The sequence below is a fragment of the Sinorhizobium sojae CCBAU 05684 genome (genome assembly GCF_002288525.1).
Taxonomy (GTDB): domain Bacteria; phylum Pseudomonadota; class Alphaproteobacteria; order Rhizobiales; family Rhizobiaceae; genus Sinorhizobium; species Sinorhizobium sojae.
The window spans coordinates 3,115,540-3,135,990 of record NZ_CP023067.1 but is presented as its reverse complement, the minus strand read 5'-3'; the positions used below and the strand labels follow the sequence as shown (position 1 = coordinate 3,135,990).

Genomic DNA, 20,451 nt, shown 5'->3' with positions numbered 1-20,451 from the left:
TCTCCATGTTCCTTCCCTTCTTCCTCGAACTGAAGGCGGAAAAAGTCCCGGTGACGCTCCGGGAATTCCTGTCGCTGATCGAGGGGATGGAGATGGGGATCGCCGCCTTTGACGTCGAGGCCTTCTACTTCCTGGCACGGGCGGTGCTGGTGAAGGACGAGCGCCATATCGATCGGTTCGACCGGGTGTTCCGGCACCGCTTCTCAGGGCTTGAGGCGGTGTCTCCGGCGGAAGGGCTTGGGCAGACCGCGATTCCCGGGGAGTGGCTGAGAAGGCTCGCCGAGAAATATCTGACCGAAGAGGAAAAGAAGCTCGTCGAGGCGCTTGGCGGCTTCGACAAGCTGATGGAGACGCTGCGCCAGCGCCTTGCCGAGCAGACCGGCCGCCATCAAGGCGGCTCGAAATGGATCGGCACCGCCGGCACTTCGCCCTTCGGCGCCTATGGCTACAATCCCGAGGGAGTGCGGATCGGCCAGGAGGGCTCGCGCCACCGACGCGCCGTCAAGGTTTGGGACCGGCGCGAATTCAAGGATTACGACGACAGGGTCGAGCTCGGCACCCGCAACATCAAGGTTGCGCTGAAGCGGCTCCGGCGCTGGGTGCGCGAGGGTGCGGCCGAGGAGCTCGATCTCTCCGGCACGATCCGCTCGACCGCCGAACACGGCTATCTCGACGTCGTGACCCGGCCGGAACGGCGCAACGCCGTCAAGCTGCTGATGTTCTTCGATGTCGGCGGCTCGATGGACGACCATATCCGTGTCGTCGAGGAACTGTTCTCGGCGGCGCGGGCCGAGTTCCGGCACATGGACTATTTCTACTTCCACAATTGCATCTATGAGGGCCTGTGGAAGGACAACCGCCGTCGCCGCGCCGACATCACCCGCACGGCGGACCTGCTGCGCACCTATGGTGGCGACTATCGCGCGATCTTCGTCGGCGATGCCTCGATGAGCCCCTATGAGATCAGCCATCCGGGCGGCTCCGTCGAATATTGGAACGACGAGCCGGGCGCCTTATGGCTTCAGCGCATCACCGCACATTTTCCCCGCTCGGTCTGGCTCAATCCGGTACCGGAGGAACATTGGCGTCATACGCATTCCGTCGGCATGATCGACACGCTAATGCAAGGGCGGATGTTTCCGCTGACGCTCGCCGGCCTGCAGGCGGCGACCAAGGAATTGTCTCGCTGAACTTTCCCGTTGCCGCATTGGCGGAAATGACGCAGTTTGGCGCCGGCAAGTGCACGGGTTAGCTCGATGCGTAGATACAAAGAGTTACAGCGACCTTTGCGCGTCTGAAAAGACCGGGCGGCGCTGTAGGAGCGAGGGAGAAAGAATGAGCACCGACACGGACGTCTTCGGCCACCTGCCTTCCGGCGAGCCGGTCCACCGCGTGACCCTCAATGGTGGCGGGCTGACGGCGAAGGTTCTCAGTTGGGGGGCCGTTATCCAGGATCTCAGGCTCGACGGCCACGCGCCGCCGCTCGTTCTCGGCTTTGAGGATTTCGACAGCTATCCCGCCTATTCCTCCTATTTCGGCGCCACCCCCGGCCGCAACGCCAACCGGATCGGCGCCGGACACTTCACGCTCGACGGCAAATCCTATCAGCTCGAGCTCAACGAGAAGGGCGTCACGCATCTGCATGGCGGCAGCGACAATATCGGCAAGCGCAACTGGACGATCGTCGAGAGGACAGCGGACAGCGTCACGCTCAGGATCACCGATCCCGATGGCCGGGCCGGCTATCCGGGCAATTGCACGATCACCTGCACCTATCGGCTGAAGCCCGGCGGCATGTTGAACGTCCTTTATGAATCCGTCACCGACGCGCCGACGCTCGCCAATATATGCCAGCACAGCTACTTCAACCTCGACGGCAGCGTCGACGCGCTCGGGCATGACATCATGATCGCCGCCGACCATTACCTGCCGGTGGACGAGCGTCTGATCCCGACCGGCGAAATCCGTCCCGTTGCGGGCACCGTCTTCGACCTCAGGGAGATGACCTCGATGCGGCGGCAGATGGAAGGCAACGGGATTGCCTATGACCACAATTTCTGCCTCTCGGCCGAGCGCATGGCGAAGCGATCCGTGGCGTTGGTGCGCAGCATCGGCTCCGGCGTGTCGCTGGAGGTACTGACCACCGAGCCGGGCGTCCAGCTCTATACCGGCAGCAAGCTCAACGTCTCGGCTCCGGGTCTCGAAGGCCGCCCCTATGGCCCCTTCGCCGGCTTCTGTCTCGAAACCCAGATCTGGCCGGACGCCATCAACCACAACGGCTTCCCGAAGGCGGTGCTGCGCCCGGGCGAAACGCTCCGCCAGGAGACCGACTACGTTTTCACGAAGAGCTGAGCATCAACCGGCGATCATCTCGCCCGCGAGCGGCGCCGCCATGCGGGCGCGGATGTCCTCGGGCGGTAATCCCTCGGCGATCAACACGTGCAGCTTGGCAAAGGCCGCCTCGAGCGTCATGTCGGCGCCCGATACGGCGCCGATGCGGGCAAGCGCGGCGCCTGTGGCATAGGTGTCCTGGGCCACCGCACCGATCACGCATTGCGTCGTGTTGACCACCGTCACGCCGCGCTTGACTGCCGCTCCCAGGGCGGCGAGCAGCCGCGCGTTTGCTTCCGGCACGTTGCCGACGCCGTAGCTGCGCAGCACCACCCCGCTGAGCATCGAATCGGAGAGCACCGCCTCGACGACGCGCGGCGAAAGGCCGGGGTGGATGGTGAGCACCGCCACGGCCTCCGGATCGAAATGGTCCGGCAGAAAGAAGGCCTTCGGCTCGGCGGCTAGCAACAGCTCCCTATGCAGCACGATGTTGATGCCGGCCTCGGCGATCGCCGGATAGTTGGGCGAGTCGAAGGCATCGAATCGGTCGGTCGCGATCTTGCGGCTGCGGTTGCCGCGGAAGAGCTTGCGGCCGAAACAGAGAGCCACCTCGCGGAGCGGATGCTGCGCGGCGAGGATCAGCGCCATTTCGAGATTTTCGAGTCCATCGCTGCGCGGCGCCGTCAGCGGAATCTGCGCACCCGTCAGGATCACGGGCTTGTCGAGGCCGCGCAGCATAAAGGAGAGCGCCGAAGCGGTCCATGCCATGGTGTCGGTGCCGTGCAGCACGACGAAGCCGTCATAGGCATCCCAGCGGCGGACGAGCTCGCCGGCAATGACCGGCCATTGCGCCGGCTGCAGATTGGCGCTGTCGATCAGCCTGTCGAGTTCGACGACGTCGCAATCGGGGAGCGGCGTGGCCGAGGCCGTTTCGCCGAGCCGGCGCTTGAGCAGGGCGCTGAAGCCGGCCATAGGCTTGAGGCCGCCGGGCGCGGCTTCCATGCCGATGGTGCCGCCTGTATGCAGGATGAGGACGCGGCGGCTCATGCGATACATGCCCCGGGACTGAGCATTGCCTGTGGGCTCAGGAGCCTTGCGAGTTCGTCCAGTGTCAACAGACCCTCCGCCGCCACCAGGTCAACAACGGTGGCGCCGTTTGCAAGTGCCTCGGCGGCGATGCGGGTGGCGTTGGCGTAGCCGATATGGGGCACGAGAGCGGTAACGATACCGATGCTCTGTTCCACGTGCCGGCGGCACTGCTCGCGATTGGCGCGGATGCCGCGGATGCAGCGCTCTTCGAGGATGCGGCAGGCGGTCGCCAGCATCTTGAGCGACGAGAACAGGTTATAGACGATCAGCGGCTCCATGGCATTGAGCTGGAGTTGGCCGGCTTCGGCCGCGAGCGTCACGGCAAGGTCGTTGCCGATGACCTGATAGGCAACCTGGTTCACCGCCTCGGGAATGACCGGGTTGACCTTGCCGGGCATGATCGACGAGCCGGGCTGCATCGCCGGCAGGACGATCTCGCCTAGCCCGGCGCGCGGTCCGCTCGACAGCAGTCGCAGATCGTTGGCAAGCTTCGAAAGCTTGATCGCCATCCGTTTGAGCAGGCCGGAAAAGAGCACGAAGGCACCCATGTCCGAGGTCGCCTCGATCAGGTTGGCGGCCGGCACCACCGGCTTGCCCGAAATTTCGGCGAGATGGCGAACCGCGAGAACGGCATAATCCGGATGGGTGTTGAGGCCCGTGCCGATGGCGGTGCCACCCAGATTGACCTCGCAGAGAAGGCGCAGGATCTCGCCGATGCGATCGATATCCTCCCCGAGATTGACGGCGAAGGCGTCGAATTCCTGGCCGAGCGTCATCGGTACCGCATCCTGAAGCTGGGTGCGGCCCATCTTGATGACGTCGGCGAATTCCTGCCCCTTTTCCGCAAGCGATTGCTGAAGCGAAGCGATCGCCGCCACCAGCGGCTCGGCGGCGAATTGCAGACCGAGGCAGACGGCGGTCGGGTAGGCGTCGTTGGTCGATTGCGACCTGTTCACGTCGTCGTTCGGATGCAGGTGGCCGTAGGCTCCCTTGGGATGCCCGAGCTTCTCGAGCGCGAGATTGGCGATCACCTCATTGGCATTCATGTTGGTGGACGTGCCGGCGCCGCCCTGGATCAAGTCGACGACGAATTGATCGTTGAGCCGACCGGCGACGATCTCCTCGCAGGCGGCGATGATCGCCTCGGCCTTCTGCGGCGCGATGAGGCCGAGGTCGCGATTGGCACGCGCGGCCGCCGCCTTGACCATGGCCAATGCCGCGACGAAATGCGGAAAATGGCTGATCGGCACGCCGGTGATCGGAAAGTTCTCGACTGCCCGGAGCGTCTGGACGCCGTACCAGGCGTCCGCCGGCACCTCCCGGTCGCCGAGCAGGTCGTGTTCGATGCGCATCTTCATGTCGTTGGCTCGCATGGATTGAAACGTAGGAGCCGGCGGTCCCGGCCCTGGATAGGTTTAGAGCGGGAAACGGAAAACTGTCTGCGGTTCTCCGGCGCTTTCCCGCTCGATCTGCTCGTTTCCGGTTGGCGTCGCTCGCAGGTCTATCGAAAAGCTTTCGACTTTCCGAAACCTGCTCAGGCGCGCGCGCTCCCGCCTGCGGCTACGGCTTCGGGTTCCTGGCCCCACGCCGCGCCGCTCCAGGCCCTGCGGTCGATACCGGCATAGCCGAACTTTTCCGGATCGAAGACCGGCTCCCCGGCACCCTTCGCAAGCTGGCTGTCGTAGTCCTGCATCAACTTGAGAGCCGGCTTGAAGAGCATGACGAGCGCGAAGAGGTTGACGAGCGCGAGCAGGCCCATGGTGACGTCGGCAAAGGCGAAGATGGTGCCGAGGTCGGAGGTGGCGCCCCAGCCGCAGAGGCCGATCACCGCGATACGATAGACGATGATCAGTGGCCTGTTCTGTCCGCCGATCCAGGCGAGGCTGTTCTCGCCCAGATAGTAGTTGTAGATCATCGTGGTGAAACCGAAGAGCATCATCGCAATGCTGACGAAGATCCGGCCCCATTCGCCGATATGACTGGCAAGCGAGGCTTGTGCCAGTGCGATGCCGCCAACATCCTCGGCACCCGGGCGATAGACGTCGCCGAGCAGGATGATGAAGGCGGTGCAGGAGCAGACGATCAGCGTGTCGATGAAGACGGAGAAAGCTTGGACGACGCCCTGCGAGGCGGGATGCGGGACTTCGGCGACGGCCGCGACATTCGGGGCGCTGCCGAGGCCGGCTTCGTTGGAGAAGAGGCCGCGCCTGACGCCCATGACGATCGCCGCGCCGATGCCGCCGCCGACCGCCGGCTCCAACCCGAAGGCGCTCTTGACGATCAGCGTGAGCGTGGCGGGGAGCGCGTCGAAGTTCAGCGCGAGCACGACCAGCGCCATGGCGATATAGCCGAGCGCCATAGCCGGCACCAGCACGTCGGCAATGCGGGCAATGCGCCGGACGCCACCGGCGATGATGATGCCGACCAGCACGGCGATGCCGACGCCGATCGCCATCACCGGCACGCCGAAGGCGTCGTTGAGCGAAGTGGCGACCGAATAGGCCTGCACGCCGTTGAAGCCGAAGCCGAAAGTGACGAGCAGCAGCACCGAATAGAGGGCCGCAAGCCATTTCCAACGCTCGCCGAGGCCGTGGGCGATGTAGTAGGCCGGGCCGCCGCGATAGGTTCCATCCGGTTCGGCGCGCTTGTAGGCCTGCGCCAGGGTGCATTCGAAGAAGCTCGTCGCCATGCCGATGAGGCCGACGACCCACATCCAGAAGACCGCGCCCGGGCCGCCAAGCGTGATCGCCACGGCAACGCCGGCGATATTGCCGCCGCCGACTCGGCCGGCGACCGAGAGCATCAGCGCCTGGAATGAGGAGAGGTGGCCATCGGATCCGCCGGCGAAGACCTGCCCGGAACCAAGAATGCGGAACATCCGGCCGAAATAGCGAAGCTGCACGAAGCGCGAGGCAAAGGTGAACCACAGGCCAAGGCCGATCAGAACCACGATCAGCACCCTGCTCCACAAGAGATCATTGAGAAAATCGAGCATACATGTCCTCCCGTTGTGCGCCGGCACGGACGGCGCGCTGGATGGCTTCCCGGCCCGGCGCCGAAAGCCTGCTAGTCTCCCGCAACCGCTATGCCGGTTGAAACCCGGTGTTGCAATTTGCCGGCCTGTTGCCAATTGGCGCGTTCTGGTGCAGTGTCCGCGCCAAAATGCGCTTTCGCTTTTTGGCGCATGGGGGGAGGGGATGCATCAGGATTTCGCCGCCAATCTCCGGCTTCTGTGCAGCTATCGCGGTTCCATCGCCGAAGTCTGCCGGCAACTGAAGATCAACCGGCCGCAATTCAACCGCTATCTCGGCGGGCGGTACCTGCCTTCGGCCCACATCCTGCGGCGGCTCTGCGATTTCTTCGGCGTCGAGGAACATGAAATCCTGCTGCCGGCTGCCCGCTTCGCGGAACTGGTGCGGCTGCGCCCGCGCGCACCGCATAGCGAAGGCCCTGCCAGGCCGCCCGAAGCCGCGCATTTCGGCCGGCTGAAAGCGATCGGCAGCGCCGGTCTGGACAAGTATCTCGGCTATTACTTCGAGACCTATTGCTCGATGGCCTATCCGGGCAGGATCCTGCGCAATCTCGTCCGCTTCGAGCAGCGCGAGGGGGGCGTCTTCTACCGCCGCAGCGAACGGCTCGTCGAGCGGCCGGGCGAGAAGGCCTATCGCGCCGTCTATCGCGGCATGGCGCATTTCCTGACCGACCGCATTTTCCTCGTCGATTACGAAACGCTGACAGGACTCGAAATCAGCCAGACGATTCTGTTCCCTTCCTTCAAGAACCGAATCACGCGACTGACCGGCCTGAAACTCGGCGTTTCCGGCAGCGGCGAGCGCATGCCCTGTTGCGCGCGGGTGGTGTACGACTATCTCGGCCCCGCCGTCGACCTGCGCCAGGCGCTCTCCCTCTGCGGGCTCTACGCGCCGGAAGACCCGCGCCTCGACGACGCGCTCCGCGCAGCCATCACCAACGACATCGCTCCAGGCGAAGCGCTTTTTCGGGCAAGGTTCGTTTGAATACACGCGGGAAGTCGTGACAGAAGCGCCTGCAGACCATCGACAATCCGTTCGGCGCGAGGTTGTCACCCATGTCTTAGGTACGTTCTGGTCCCTATCTCTCCGGGTGGGCCATATTCCGAAAACTCCAGATTGCCTCTGAGTTTGTCGGCCGCGCGGGAACAGCTCCTCCTCAAAGCTCAAGGCGCCGTTTCTATTGCGCGCGTTCGCCCTGCAACCATCCGATTATGGGCGCCGTGTCCGTGGCCGTAGCTAGAGTAAACTGTCGCTGCCGCCTAGACCCGCCATTTTCCATTTCATGCGATCGGGCAGCGTGCAATTCGGCTCGTTGACGCTCTTGCGCAATGGCTTGCCTCACAAAGCCCACTCTAATAACTTCCACGCGCGGGCAAGTGGCAAGGGGCATCATGTCAATCAAGGCGATAGACCATTTAGGTATCCAGGAGACGATCTCCGTTGTTCCGGCGGGAGAAGTTCCCAAGAAGATGGGGTCATCCTTTTTCCGGGGCAGTGCCAGCAACTTCAATCCATACGGCTCCGATCACGTGAAGGACGACTTCGCGTCGCGATTCCTGTTGAAGGGCTGGACGCCGGACAAGCCGTTCATCTCTCCCACGACGAACGTTACCGCCTTCGGTTCGTGCTTTGCCGAGAACATTAGCAAGCACCTTGCGAAGCTGGGTTTCGATGTATCCAAGAACCGCGACCGAGACATCTATATTTCGTCGATGGGCGAGGGGCTGGTCAACGTCCACTCGATCACCCAGCAGTTTCGCTGGGCGCTCGAAGGCATAGCGCCGCCGACGAACCTCTGGCACGGCTACAAGGCCGAAGAATTCGACCTGACGGAAGAGATCCGGACGCGCACCCGCGATGTGTTCCTGAATACGGACGTCTTCATTCTGACGTTCGGCCTCTCGGAAATCTGGTACGACGAGTTGACCGGTGGCGTTTTCTGGCGGGCCGTTCCGATGAAGCACTACGATCCGAGCCGGCATAAGTTCCGTGTTTGCACTTTTGACGAGACCAAGGCCTGCATCCAGGAGATCGTCACCCTGATCGGCAAACACGTGCCTCAGGCGAAGATCGTCGTCACCGTATCGCCAATTCCGCTCATTGCGACATTCCGGCCGATCGCCTGCCTGACGGCCAACTCGGCATCCAAGGCGATTATCCGGGCCGCCGTCGACGAGACGGTCCGCGAGCGCGGCGATGAATGGGCGGGCCGCCTTTATTATTTCCCCGCCTACGAGATCGTGAACGAGGCGTTTCCGAACCGTTTCGTCGAAGATGGCAGGCACTTGCAGAACATGATCGTGCCTGCGGTCATGAATCTGTTTCAGGCGACCTTTTGCAACACCGACCTCACGATCGAGCAGGCCGAGAAGATGCTGAAGGACGCCCGACTGCAGTCGGCCAATACTCTGGACGACCATGCGCTTTTTTCACAGGCAAGATTTGCCTCGAGGTTCGGCGGGATCGTCAAGCGTCTTGTCGGGCGCAAGAGGGCGGCTAAGTCTCGCTAAAGGCGGGAGTGCCAACGCTCGGTGGAACGAAGTTTGCCTGGCAGTCGCCGCAAAAGCGAAGCGCCCCTGTTTGGGGCAAGCGGGCTCGGTGTCGGCACGCGCGATCGAACGGCTGAATAAGAGCGCTATTGAAGTGCTTTGGAACGAGACGCTACGCCTGATAGCGCATGAGCTTCTGGAACAACGTAGGCAGAACAATCGATTGGCATAAGCGAGAAAGCGCCTCGCGCCAGCATGCACGTGCTTGCGGAGGCGCTTCTCAGGCAAGTGGGTTAATTCAGCAGGCTGTTTCCTTCCCATACGCGTGGCGACATGGAACCAAAATTGCGAATCCGCCTTGCGGCGATCGTCGACAAAGTGTTGATATCTTAAGGAAAACTGGAGCGGGCGAAGGGATTCGAACCCTCGACCCCAACCTTGGCAAGGTTGTGCTCTACCCCTGAGCTACACCCGCTCATCAGACCCAGGCCCGGGGTAGTCAGTGGACCGTGGGTTGCCGCCCCGTCTGGCGGCGACGGGCGGTATATGGACTAAGCCTTTTTCAAATGCAACAGGGAAATGGCGCCGATGCGAAGATTTTTTTGGCGCGCGACGAAAGGCGGGGAGCGCCGCACTTCCTGTCCCGCACCATGGGACGCGCCCCTGTGGACTCTCGAAAAGATGCGCCCAACAGCCGCCCGCATGGCGCTCCGGCGCATGGAATCCGCCGCGCCCAAGATTGCGGAGGGCGAGCCTTCTCCGTAAGGAAGGGGAAAACGCGACGTCGAAAGGGATCGAAAACATGAGCGAGGCACAGCCGAAGAGTGCGGAAGACCTGTTCCGCTTTCTCGACGAACTTGGAATCAAGCACGCGACCAAACGGCACGCGCCGGTCTTCACCGTTGCCGAATCCGTGGCGCTGCGCGACGAAATTCCGGGGGGACATACAAAAAACCTGTTCCTGAAGGACAAAAAGGACAATTATTTCCTTCTGACCGTCGAGGAGAATGCGACGGTGGACCTGAAGACCATTCATCAGACCATCGGCGCAGCAAGCAAGGTCTCCTTCGGTAAGCCGGAGAAGCTGATGGAATATCTGGGCGTGATCCCCGGAGCGGTAACCGCGTTTGGTGCGATCAACGACACGCAAGGAAAGGTGAGGGTCATTCTGGACGAGGCGCTGATGGAGTACGATGTGATCAACTGCCATCCGCTCTCGAACGACCAGACGACTTCGATCGCGTCGAAGGACATGCTGCGCTTCATGGAGGCGACCGGCCACGAACCGCTTGTCTTGAAAGTGACGGCCTGACATACGATCTTTGGCGCGGACAGCATGAGGTCGGGCGAAGCCCGCAAGGAGAGAAGAATGGGCGGTAGCGACAATCCCTTTGCAGGAAGTTTCGGCAACCAGATGACGGCTTCGGCGTCGTTCGGTGGCCAGCCGGCGCCGAGCGGCGCGGGCGACCTCATCACGGAGACGACGACCGCCACCTTCGCCCGCGACGTTCTCGAGGCGTCGCGCCAACAGCCGGTCCTGGTCGATTTCTGGGCGCCCTGGTGCGGTCCCTGCAAGCAACTGACCCCGGTGATCGAAAAGGTGGTCAAGGAAGCAGCCGGCCGGGTGAAGCTCGCCAAGATGAACATCGACGACCATCCCTCGATTGCCGGCCAGCTCGGCATCCAGTCGATCCCGGCGGTCATCGCCTTCGTCGGCGGCCGACCGGTCGACGGTTTCATGGGCGCCGTGCCGGAGAGCCAGATCAAGCAATTTATCGATCGAATCGCCGGCCCGGCCGTGGACGACGCCAAGGCCGAAGTGGAAGCCCTGCTTGCGGAGGCCAAGACGCTCGTCGATGCCGGCGATGCGCAGAACGCCGCCGGCCTCTACGGCGCCGTGCTGCAGGCAGAACCGGAAAACCCGGAGGCGATCGCCGGCATGATCGAATGCATGATTGCGCTTGGGCAGCTTGCCGAAGCGCGTCAGGCGCTTTCGCAGTTGCCGGAAGAGCTCGCCAAGGCCGCAGCCATCAGCGCCGTGTCGAAAAAGCTGGATCAGATCGAGGAGGCGCGCAAGCTCGGCGACCCGGTGGCGCTGGAGCATCAGCTCGCCCTTGAACCGGACGATCACGCGGCAAGGCTGAAGCTCGCCAAGATCCGCAACGTGGAGGGCGACAGAGCTGCGGCCGCCGACCACCTTCTGTTGATCATGAAGCGGGATCGCAGCTTCGAGGACGACGCCGCCCGGCGCGAGCTCCTGTCCTTCTTCGAGGTCTGGGGGCCGAAGGATCCGGCGACGATCGCGGCCAGGCGCAAGCTCTCGGCGCTGCTCTTTTCCTAAAGCCGGGTCGAGTGGCGGCCGGTCCAAGGAGACATGCAGCAGCTGATTTTTGCGCATCCGGGTCCCGCTTTTCCCTTGAGATTTTCGAGGGACGCACCATTTTGTTGGGCGTGGGGCCGCGTCGATCGTGAGGAAGCGCGGAAGGGCAGTTACCGCAGGGTCTGAAGGATGCATGTCGGAAATGCGCGCTATCTCGGTCCGCAGGACTTGCCGGAGATTCTCCCGGTATTTCCGCTGACGGGTGCGCTCCTGCTTCCCGGTGCACAACTTCCGCTCAACATCTTCGAACCGCGCTACATCGCCATGTTTGACGATGCTCTCGCCGGCGACCGGCTGATCGGCATCGTCCAGCCCTCCTTCTCCGAAGGGCGCAGCGATATCGCGCCGGGTCCCGTGCCGGCCCTTTGCCAGGTCGGCTGTATCGGCCGCATCACCTCGTTCGCGGAAACCGGCGACGGTCGCTACATCACCTCGCTCACCGGCGTCTGTCGCTTTCGCCTATTTGCCGAAGCCGCCGGTGCCCGCGGCTATCGCCGCTTCCGCATCGGCCCCTTCGGCACCGATCTCGAAGGCCGGGACGACGAAGGGCTCGTCGACCGCGAGGCGCTTCTCGCCGCCTTCCGTGCCTATCTCGACGCCAACAAGCTGGAAGCGGACTGGGAAAGCGTCGAGCGGGCGAGCAACCGGACGCTGGTGAATTCCATGGCGATGATGTCCCCCTACGGGCCGGCGGAAAAGCAGGCGCTGTTGGAGGCTCCCGACCTGAAGACGCGCGCCGAGACGCTGATTGCCATTACCGAAATCGTGCTTGCCCGCAACTTCGGCGATCCGGACAACTTTCTGCAGTGATACGCAACCATGGACATCAACGCCAGCAAGGTCGACCCGAAACTGCTCGAGCTGCTTGTCTGCCCGCTGACGAAAGGGCGCCTCAGCTACGACGCGGAAGCCAATGAACTGGTTTCGGAAAAGGCGCGTCTCGCCTATCCTATCCGCGACGGCGTGCCGATCATGCTGGTCTCCGAGGCGCGCAAGATCGAAGGTTGAGGCTCGTCTGCAGTCGGCATTGTTCCATCTTCGGGTGCAGTTTGCCGCTCACCCCTGCCGCACGGGGAGGGGCAGGGGGGGCGGACCGTCGCGACTCCAGGTGATGCAAATGCAATTCTCTTAGATCGGCTCGCCGGCGAGCAGGCGCGGGTCGCTGCGGCCGGCGGTGCCGGCGGCCTGACGGATGAAGAAATTCTTGAGCGGCGGCAGTCGATCGACCAGGCCAAGGCCGACATCGCGGGCAATCCTCACCGGGGTGATGTCGTTGGAGAACAGCCGGTTCAGCACGTCCGTCGTGACCCCCATGCGGAAGGTGTCGAAGCGCCGCCAGGTCTGGTAGCGCTCCAGGACGGCGAGCGAGCCGATGTCCAGCCCGAGGCGGTCGGCCTCGACGATCGTTTCGGCAAGCGCCGCCACGTCCTTGAAGCCGAGATTGAGCCCCTGACCGGAGATTGGATGAATGCCATGGGCGGCGTCGCCCGCCAGTGCAAAGCGCGGTGCGACGAATTCGCGGGCGAGCGTCAGTCCGAGCGGAAAGGCCCGGCGGCCGCCGACCACCTTGAGGTGGCCGAGCTTGTGGCCGAATCGCCGCTCCAACTCCGCCTCGAACAGGAAATCGTCGCCCTTAACCAGGCGTTCGGCATCGAACGTGCGCTCGGTCCAGACGAGCGATGATCGGTTGTTCTTGAGCGGTAGGGTTGCGAAGGGACCGGCCGGCAGAAAATGCTCCTCTGCGGTGCCGTTATGCGGGCGCTCATGCTCGACGGTGGTGACAATGCCCGACTGCCCGTAGTCGAACTCGACGATTTTGATGCCGGCCGCTTCCCGGAGCTTTGAGCGGACGCCGTCACAGGCAACCAGAAGGCGCGACTCCAGTACCTCGCCGCCGCCGAGCGTCACTACGACCGCGTGATCGCCCGTCTTGAAGCTCTCCACCATCCTCGATTGCCGGATCGGTATGCCGAGGTCCGCGCAGGCGTCGCGCAGTGCGCCGACCAGGGTCGTGTTCGGCACCATATGGGCGAAGGGCCGTCCTTCTCCGCCGTCGCCCTCGAAGGTCAGAAAGATGGGGCGCACCGGATCGGCCGCCTTCGAATCGGTAATCACCATCTTCAGGATCGGCTCGGCCTCGGGCGCGATCGTGCTCCAGACGCCCAGAACATCGAGCATCCGCTCGGCGGCAAGGGCGACCGCGGAAGCGCGCTCGTCCTTTTTCCAGGCGTCTTCCGGCGCGCCGTCGACGACGAGGACGTCCAGATGGGGTGCGGCCTTTTTCAACGATACGGCAAGCGACAAGCCGACATAGCCGCCTCCGGCAATCAATACGTCGATCATCCCGTCACCCCCATCGCACTTGAGCATCATCTCTCGCCTATATAGATCAATGCAATCGCTGTTCCTACCATCGGAGATCGCCGAAATGTCGCGCCTGACCGAGACCGCTACCCCCATGGATGCGCTGCTGGCGACCCTCGATCTTGAGAAGCTCGAGGAGAATCTGTTTCGCGGCCGGAGCCCCCAAGTCGGCTGGCAGCGCGTTTTCGGTGGTCAGGTGATCGGCCAGGCGCTGGTTGCCGCCCAACGCACCGTCGACAGGGGACGTTATGTCCATTCCCTGCATGCCTATTTCATGCGGCCCGGCGATCCTGCCGTTCCGATCATCTACGAGGTCGACCGCATCCGCGACGGGTCCAGCTTTGCGACTCGGCGCGTGGTGGCGATCCAGCACGGAAGGGCGATTTTTTCCATGTCGGCCTCCTTCCAGTACGACGAGGACGGTTTCGAGCATCAGTTCAAGATGCCGGACGTGCCGATGCCGGAAGACTTGCCGGGTGAAAAGGAGCTGAAGGAGAAATACCTCGTTCATGCGCCCGAGGCGATCCGTCGCTACTGGGAGCGGCCGCGGCCGATCGAAATCCGGCCCGTATCGCTGGAGCGCTATTTTTCGCGCCAGAGGCCCCCGAGGGAAGGGCCGTTGCAGGATGGGGCGCTTCCGACGCAGAGCGTGTGGGTGAAGGCGGTCGGCGCCGTGCCGGATGAGCGCCATCTGCAGGCGGCGGTCCTTGCCTATCTATCCGACATGACGCTCCTCGACACCTCGCTCTATGCCCACGGCACCTCCGTGTTCGACCGCACGCTGCAGGTTGCAAGCCTCGACCATGCCATGTGGTTCCACCGCCCCTCCAGGATGGATGACTGGCTGCTCTATGCCCAGGACAGCCCGAGTGCGCATGGCGCGCGCGGCATGACCCGCGGCAGCCTGTTCGATCGCTCGGGTGTATTGATCGCCTCGGTGGCGCAGGAGGGATTGATTCGTAAAAAGGCAAATGAGTGAATAATGTGCAATTTCGAAAATCTGCCCATTTTTTAATCTAATTGACTGGCGTATTTTTTAGCAATGTGTGGCCGAAGTCGCCCGAAATGCGGTTTTTTCGTGTCTTTTCCGCCTATTGACCCTTCGCTTTCGAATCTGGCACGCCCCTTGAATGTAGCTTCTCGATTGCCCGGCGCTTCAGCGCTTAAGCAGCAAGAAGAGACGGCCTCCGGCCGGAGGCAGACAAGGATGGGAAACCGATGAAAATTGTGATGGCCATTATCAAGCCGTTCAAGCTCGATGAGGTTCGCGAAGCCCTCACTGCCGTTGGCATCCAGGGTTTGACCGTAACCGAAGTGAAGGGTTACGGCCGCCAGAAGGGGCATACCGAAATTTACCGCGGAACAGAATATGCAGTGAGCTTCCTGCCGAAGCTGAAGGTCGAGATCGCCGTTCCGTCGGAGATTGTCGACAAGGCCGTGGACGCGATCGCCTCGGCTGCCAAGACGGGTCAGATCGGCGACGGCAAGATCTTCGTCTATTCGATTGACCACGCCGTGCGCATCCGTACCGGCGAAACCGACTCAGAAGCGTTGTAAGCCACGCCGATCAGGGAGCATTATTCGATGTCGTCTTTCAATCTTTCCACCTCTCTTCGACGCGTGGGCGCAATCGCTGCCGCCTTGCTCGCGCCGGTCGTTGCCTTCGCCCAGGAAGCGGCTCCCGCCGCCGCCGAGGCCGCTGCAGCAGCACCGGTTCCGGACAAGGCCGACACGACGTTCATGTTCGTCTCGACGCTGCTGGTTCTCTTCATGCTGATCCCGGGCCTGGCGCTCTTCTATGGCGGCCTCGTGCGCGCCAAGAACATGCTCTCCGTGCTGATGCAGTGCACCGTCGTCGGCGCCACGATGATGATCGTCTGGGTGATCTACGGCTATTCCTTCGCCTTTGGCGGTTCGGAGAGCGCCTATTTCGGCGGTTTTGCCAAGCTTTTCCTGGCCGGCGTGACGGTCGACAGCACGGCTGCCACCTTCAGCGACGGCGTCGTCATCCCCGAATACATCTTCATGCTGTTTCAGATGACCTTCGCCGCCCTTACTCCGGCGCTCATCGTCGGCGCCTTTGCCGAGCGCATCAAGTTTTCGGCGGCGGTTCTCTTCTCCGTCCTCTGGGCGACCTTCGTCTACTTCCCGATCGCACACATGGTCTGGGATGCCAACGGTCTCCTGTTCGGCATGGGCGCGCTTGACTTTGCCGGCGGCACCGTCGTGCACATCAATGCCGGCGTCGCCGGGCTCGTCGGCGCGATCATGGTCGGCAAGCGCACGGGCTACGGCCGTGACATGATGGCACCGCACTCCATGACGCTGACCCTTGTCGGTGCGGCCATGCTGTGGTTCGGCTGGTTCGGCTTCAATGCTGGCTCCAACCTCGAGGCATCCGGCGGTGCAGTGCTTGCGACGGTCAATACCTTCCTCGCGACCGCTGCGGCAGTCCTGTCCTGGTGCGTCGTCGAAACCCTGACCCGTGGCAAGGCTTCCATGCTCGGCGCCGCTTCCGGCATGATCGCCGGTCTCGTCGCCGTCACCCCGGCCGCCGGCATCGCCGGGCCGATGGGCGCAATCATCATGGGCCTCGCCGTCTCGCCGCTCTGCTATTTCTTCGTCTCGGTCATCAAGAACAAGTTCGGCTATGACGATACGGCCGACGTCTTCGGCGTGCACGGCGTCGGCGGGTTCTTCGGCGCACTGGCAACCGGCATCTTCGCCTCCTCGGCGCTCGGCGGCATCGGCTATGCCGACGGCGTTTCCATGGGCGGCCAGTTCATGACCCAGCTTACCGCCGTCGTCATCACGATCGTCTGGTGCGGCATCGTTTCCGCCATCCTCTACAAGGTGGTCGATGCGATCGTCGGCCTGCGCGTGACGGTCGAAGCGGAACGCGAAGGTCTCGACCTCTCCTCTCATGGCGAAGCTGCCTATCACACCAGTTAAGCGAATCGCGGCGCCCGGCAACGGCGCCGCCGACAGTCCCGTCGCGGTCCGCATTGCTGCGGATCGCCCTTGGCCCGGATCGTTGCGATCCGGGCTTTTTTTCAAGGGCAGTGTTTCCTCCACCCGCGATTTCGTCCGCACACGCGCATGGTTAATGTGGCATTAACCGGCCTCCGCTTAGGTTGATCCAATGGCACGCAATGTGTCCGGAGCGTACCGATTCGGCGCCGATGTCGGCAGGCGGACGGCATGTTCCGGAATCAATATCGACCGGAACGTTCGTCCCCGACGTGGTCCGGCAGATCGAAACGGGCAGCAGGCAACATGAGCAGAAGCAGTACCGCAACGCTTGACAGCCGTTCCAACCGGTTTGTGCTGAGCACCTTCCTGTGGCGCCAGGTGGCGTCGCTGGCGGGTTTTGCACTTTTCACTGCGCTGGCGCTCGCGGTTGCCGCACTCTCGACCTGGAATGTTTCCGATCCGAGCTTTTCCTATGCCACCTCTGCGGAGCCGACCAACCTGCTTGGCTATGGCGGCGCGGCTTTCGCGGATATCTTCATGCAGTTCTTCGGCCTGGCCAGCGTCGTGGCGCTGCTGCCGGTCGTGGCCTGGGCTCTCGTCCTGATCGGCAACAAGCGCTTCGACAAGGTGCTGAAGCGGCTCGGATTCTGGTTTCTCGGATCGGTGCTGGCGAGCGCGGCACTGAGCTGCGTGCCCGCGCCCGTCACCTGGCCCTTGCCGAACGGCCTCGGCGGCGTGTTCGGCGATATGATCCTGCGCTTTCCGGCGCTTTTCACAGGTTCCTTCCCGACCGGCACCTTCGCGACGGTGCTCGCCTGCCTCTTTTTCGCGCCGGCCGCCGGGGCGCTCGTCTACAGCGCCGGTCTCATCGGCGCCAGCGAGGAGGACGAGGAGGAGCCGGCACCGGAGCCGGCTGCGAGCAAGGCGCGCACCATCCGGGACGAACTCGAGGACGAGGACGACGAAGGTCCGCTGACCCTCCTGATGGGATCGCTCGCCCATATGCGCTTCACCGCGCAGGCCCGTCTCCGTCGGGCTCTCGGCATGAGTGCTTCCCGTTCCGCCAAACGGCCGGACGACCCTTATGATTTCAACAATGACGAATTCGGCACGCTCAACGAGCCCGTACGGCCGAAGGCGGTGGCGGCCGCCGACCGCATCGAGCCGTCGCTCGATCGCGCGGAGCGCCGCATCGTAAGGCCGCCGTCGATCGTCATAGATGACGACGATCCGCCCTTCGACATCGACGAACGGCCCGCCGGAATCCTGCCGGACGACGAGGACGACGACGTCGCCGCCGATTGGGCCCCGAAAGCCGCGCCTCCGAAGAGCATGATCGCGAAGGCGGGATCGCGCGTCGTCGCACCGGCGCCGCGGCCGAAGAGCGGCCAGCGCGTCGAGCGCGAGGCGCAACGCTCCTTCGTCGACGAGGACGATTTCGCGCTTCCGCCGATCCATTTCCTCGCGGAACCGAAAAACGTCGCACGCGATGCCTCGCTTTCGGCAGACGCACTCGAGCAGAATGCCCGGATGTTGGAAGGCGTGCTCGAGGATTTCGGCGTCAAGGGCGAGATCATCCACGTCCGCCCGGGCCCGGTCGTAACGCTCTATGAGCTGGAACCGGCACCCGGCATCAAGTCGTCTCGCGTCATCGGACTTGCCGACGATATCGCCCGTTCGATGAGTGCGATCGCCGCCCGTGTCGCCGTCGTGCCGGGCCGCAACGCCATCGGCATCGAACTGCCCAACCAGCGGCGCGAAATGGTGTATCTGCGCGAAATGATCGGCTCGCGCGATTTCGAGACGACCAAGACCAAGCTCGCCATGGCGCTCGGCAAGACGATCGGCGGCGAACCGGTGATCGCCGACCTCGCCAAGATGCCGCATCTGCTCGTCGCCGGCACCACCGGCTCGGGTAAATCGGTGGCGATCAATACCATGATCCTGTCGCTGCTCTACCGGCTCACCCCGGAACAATGCCGGCTGATCATGATCGATCCGAAGATGCTGGAACTCTCCGTCTATGACGGCATTCCGCACTTGCTCTCGCCGGTCGTGACCGACCCGAAGAAAGCGGTCGTGGCGTTGAAATGGACCGTCCGCGAGATGGAGGAACGCTACAAGAAGATGTCGAAGATCGGCGTGCGCAACATCGACGGCTTCAACAGCCGCGTCGAGCAGGCGCTCGCCAAGGGCGAGGCGATCACCCGCACCGTCCAGACCGGGTTCGACCGCCAGACCGGCGAGGCGATCTACGAGACGGAAGAGTTCGACCTTTCGCCGATGCCCTACATCGTCGTGATCATCGACGAGATGGCCGACCTGATGATGGTAGCCGGCAAGGACATCGAAGGCGCCGTGCAGCGGCTCGCCCAGATGGCGCGCGCGGCCGGCATTCATGTCATCATGGCAACGCAGCGCCCCTCGGTCGATGTCATCACCGGTACGATCAAGGCGAACTTCCCGACCCGCATCTCCTTCCAGGTGACGTCGAAGATCGACAGCCGCACGATCCTCGGAGAGCAGGGGGCGGAGCAACTGCTCGGCCAGGGCGACATGCTCTACATGGCCGGCGGCGGGCGCATCCAGCGCGTGCACGGCCCCTTCGTTTCCGACACGGAAGTCGAGGAGGTCGTGGCCTATCTGAAGACTCAGGGGACGCCGCAATATCTCGACGCGATCACTGAGGACGACGAGGAGGACGGCGAGGGTCCGGCCGGCACGTCCAATCTGGCCGATTCCGAGGATCCTTATGACCAGGCGGTGGCGATCGTACTGCGCGACGGCAAGGCTTCGACCTCCTATGTGCAGCGGCGGCTCGGAATAGGTTATAATCGGGCAGCCTCGCTGATCGAGAGGATGGAACAGGAGGGGATCATCGGCCCGGCTAACCACGCCGGCAAGCGCGAGATCCTGGTGCCGACGGAAGCGGAGATTTCCGGCCGCTGATCCGGACTTCCGCCCCGCCGGTCACGATCATTTGACCACGAGGCGTTCCAGCGTCTGGCAGCGCCTTGAAGACGCCCCACTTGCGCTCCAAATGACCCTGATATGAAGGAGACTGCGATGACAGAGACAAAAACCGTCGAAGACGGAAATCTGGCGATCTCGCGGCGCGTCTTCGTTTGCGGCCTGGCGGCTTTCGCCGGAACGGCCGGCACGTTGCTCAATGCGTCGCACGCCTCGGCGCAGGCGTCCGGCGTCGCCCAGAAGATCGCCGATCACTTCTCGTCGGTGAAGACCATGGCGGGCGAGTTCGTGCAGTTCGGACCGCGCGGCGAACAGACCGGCGGGAAATTCTTTATCCGCCGCCCGGGGCGTATCCGCTTCAATTATGAGGCTCCCTCGCCGATGCGGGTGATCGCCGATGGCAAGTCGGTCGTCATCGGCAACATGAAGCTTAAGACCTGGGATATCTATCCGCTGTCAAAGACGCCGCTGAACCTCTTGCTCAGCGAGAGGATAGATCTCAGCAGCCGGATGGTGCGCGCCGTCCGCGAAGAGTCCGACCTCATCACCATCGTGCTGGGCGACCGTTCGGTCTTCGGCGATTCGACGATCACGATGATGTTCGACCCCAGGACCTATGATCTGCGGCAATGGACGATCACCGACGCGCAGAGGAAGGACACGTCCGTGATGATCTTCAATGTCAGAACCGGGCTGCAGCTGGACGACAAGGTCTTCCGCATTCCCTATGACGAGGTGCGTAACAAGGGCGGCGGCTAGCGAATCAGCGTTTGAAAAGACGCGCGGCGCCGTCACGGGTGGCCGGACCGATCATTGCCTTTGC

17 protein-coding genes and 1 tRNA gene are annotated in these 20,451 nt (G+C 63.2%); 13 read left to right on the top strand and 5 right to left on the bottom strand.

Going from position 1 to position 20,451, the window contains the following annotated elements; all coding sequences use genetic code 11:
• Positions 1-5: 5 nt before the first annotated feature.
• On the top strand, positions 6-1,190 hold the full coding sequence (locus tag SJ05684_RS15270; protein ID WP_034852946.1) for a vWA domain-containing protein: 1,185 nt from the start codon (positions 6-8) through the stop codon (positions 1,188-1,190).
• Between the two features lie 145 nt (positions 1,191-1,335).
• Entirely contained in the window at positions 1,336-2,352 is a 1,017-nt protein-coding gene (locus tag SJ05684_RS15265) for an aldose epimerase family protein (RefSeq protein ID WP_034852948.1), read from the top strand.
• A 3-nt stretch (positions 2,353-2,355) separates the two neighbouring features.
• Here SJ05684_RS15265 and SJ05684_RS15260 read toward each other — a convergent pair whose 3' ends face one another.
• From SJ05684_RS15260 to SJ05684_RS15250, 3 genes are all read right to left on the bottom strand, one after another.
• Positions 2,356-3,378 carry a type I asparaginase gene (locus tag SJ05684_RS15260; protein ID WP_034853100.1) on the bottom strand — a complete coding sequence of 341 codons (1,023 nt, stop codon included), beginning with the start codon at positions 3,376-3,378 and terminating at the stop codon, positions 2,356-2,358.
• On the bottom strand, positions 3,375-4,778 hold the full coding sequence (gene aspA, locus SJ05684_RS15255; RefSeq protein ID WP_034852949.1) for an aspartate ammonia-lyase: 1,404 nt from the start codon (positions 4,776-4,778) through the stop codon (positions 3,375-3,377). Before aspA ends, SJ05684_RS15260 begins: the two co-directional genes overlap by 4 nt.
• A gap of 176 nt (positions 4,779-4,954) precedes the next feature.
• A complete protein-coding gene (locus tag SJ05684_RS15250) occupies positions 4,955-6,415 on the bottom strand; it encodes an alanine/glycine:cation symporter family protein (protein ID WP_034852951.1) in 1,461 nt (486 codons plus the stop codon).
• Between the two features lie 202 nt (positions 6,416-6,617).
• Here SJ05684_RS15250 and SJ05684_RS15245 point away from each other — a divergent pair, with 202 nt between their 5' ends.
• Entirely contained in the window at positions 6,618-7,436 is an 819-nt protein-coding gene (locus SJ05684_RS15245) for a helix-turn-helix transcriptional regulator (protein ID WP_034852953.1), read from the top strand.
• A 407-nt stretch (positions 7,437-7,843) separates the two neighbouring features.
• Complete coding sequence (locus tag SJ05684_RS15240) at positions 7,844-8,962, top strand: GSCFA domain-containing protein (protein ID WP_050979941.1); 1,119 nt, start codon at positions 7,844-7,846, stop codon at positions 8,960-8,962.
• 379 nt (positions 8,963-9,341) lie between these two features.
• Here SJ05684_RS15240 and SJ05684_RS15235 read toward each other — a convergent pair.
• Positions 9,342-9,416: transfer RNA gene (locus tag SJ05684_RS15235), tRNA-Gly, on the bottom strand.
• Between the two features lie 327 nt (positions 9,417-9,743).
• Between SJ05684_RS15235 and SJ05684_RS15230 the strand changes: the two genes are divergently transcribed.
• The 4 genes from SJ05684_RS15230 to SJ05684_RS15215 all read left to right on the top strand — a co-directional run bounded on the left by SJ05684_RS15230 (position 9,744) and on the right by SJ05684_RS15215 (position 12,329).
• A complete protein-coding gene (locus tag SJ05684_RS15230; RefSeq protein ID WP_034852955.1) occupies positions 9,744-10,253 on the top strand; it encodes a prolyl-tRNA synthetase associated domain-containing protein in 510 nt (169 codons plus the stop codon).
• A 57-nt stretch (positions 10,254-10,310) separates the two neighbouring features.
• Positions 10,311-11,282 (top strand): thioredoxin, encoded by a 972-nt coding sequence (trxA, locus tag SJ05684_RS15225; protein ID WP_034852956.1) that lies wholly within the window; start codon positions 10,311-10,313, stop codon positions 11,280-11,282.
• A gap of 168 nt (positions 11,283-11,450) precedes the next feature.
• The gene (locus tag SJ05684_RS15220) at positions 11,451-12,131 is read left to right on the top strand and encodes an LON peptidase substrate-binding domain-containing protein (RefSeq protein ID WP_034852958.1); all 681 of its coding nucleotides are present in this window, start codon (positions 11,451-11,453) and stop codon (positions 12,129-12,131) included.
• A 9-nt stretch (positions 12,132-12,140) separates the two neighbouring features.
• Complete coding sequence (locus SJ05684_RS15215; RefSeq protein WP_034852960.1) at positions 12,141-12,329, top strand: Trm112 family protein; 189 nt, start codon at positions 12,141-12,143, stop codon at positions 12,327-12,329.
• Positions 12,330-12,449: 120 nt separating this feature from the next.
• Here the strand turns inward: SJ05684_RS15215 and SJ05684_RS15210 are convergent, their stop codons facing one another.
• On the bottom strand, positions 12,450-13,664 hold the full coding sequence (locus tag SJ05684_RS15210) for a ubiquinone biosynthesis hydroxylase (RefSeq protein ID WP_034853104.1): 1,215 nt from the start codon (positions 13,662-13,664) through the stop codon (positions 12,450-12,452).
• 85 nt (positions 13,665-13,749) lie between these two features.
• Here SJ05684_RS15210 and tesB point away from each other — a divergent pair, with 85 nt between their 5' ends.
• From tesB to SJ05684_RS15185, 5 genes are all read left to right on the top strand, one after another.
• Complete coding sequence (gene tesB / locus SJ05684_RS15205; protein WP_034852962.1) at positions 13,750-14,664, top strand: acyl-CoA thioesterase II; 915 nt, start codon at positions 13,750-13,752, stop codon at positions 14,662-14,664.
• A 239-nt stretch (positions 14,665-14,903) separates the two neighbouring features.
• On the top strand, positions 14,904-15,242 hold the full coding sequence (locus tag SJ05684_RS15200; protein WP_034852964.1) for a P-II family nitrogen regulator: 339 nt from the start codon (positions 14,904-14,906) through the stop codon (positions 15,240-15,242).
• Between the two features lie 27 nt (positions 15,243-15,269).
• A complete protein-coding gene (locus tag SJ05684_RS15195; RefSeq protein WP_034852966.1) occupies positions 15,270-16,637 on the top strand; it encodes an ammonium transporter in 1,368 nt (455 codons plus the stop codon).
• 324 nt (positions 16,638-16,961) lie between these two features.
• Positions 16,962-19,607, top strand: coding sequence for an FtsK/SpoIIIE family DNA translocase (locus SJ05684_RS15190; protein ID WP_034852968.1), 2,646 nt, complete (start codon positions 16,962-16,964; stop codon positions 19,605-19,607).
• Positions 19,608-19,724: 117 nt separating this feature from the next.
• The gene (locus SJ05684_RS15185) at positions 19,725-20,387 is read left to right on the top strand and encodes an outer membrane lipoprotein carrier protein LolA (RefSeq protein ID WP_034853106.1); all 663 of its coding nucleotides are present in this window, start codon (positions 19,725-19,727) and stop codon (positions 20,385-20,387) included.
• Positions 20,388-20,451: the final 64 nt, after the last annotated feature.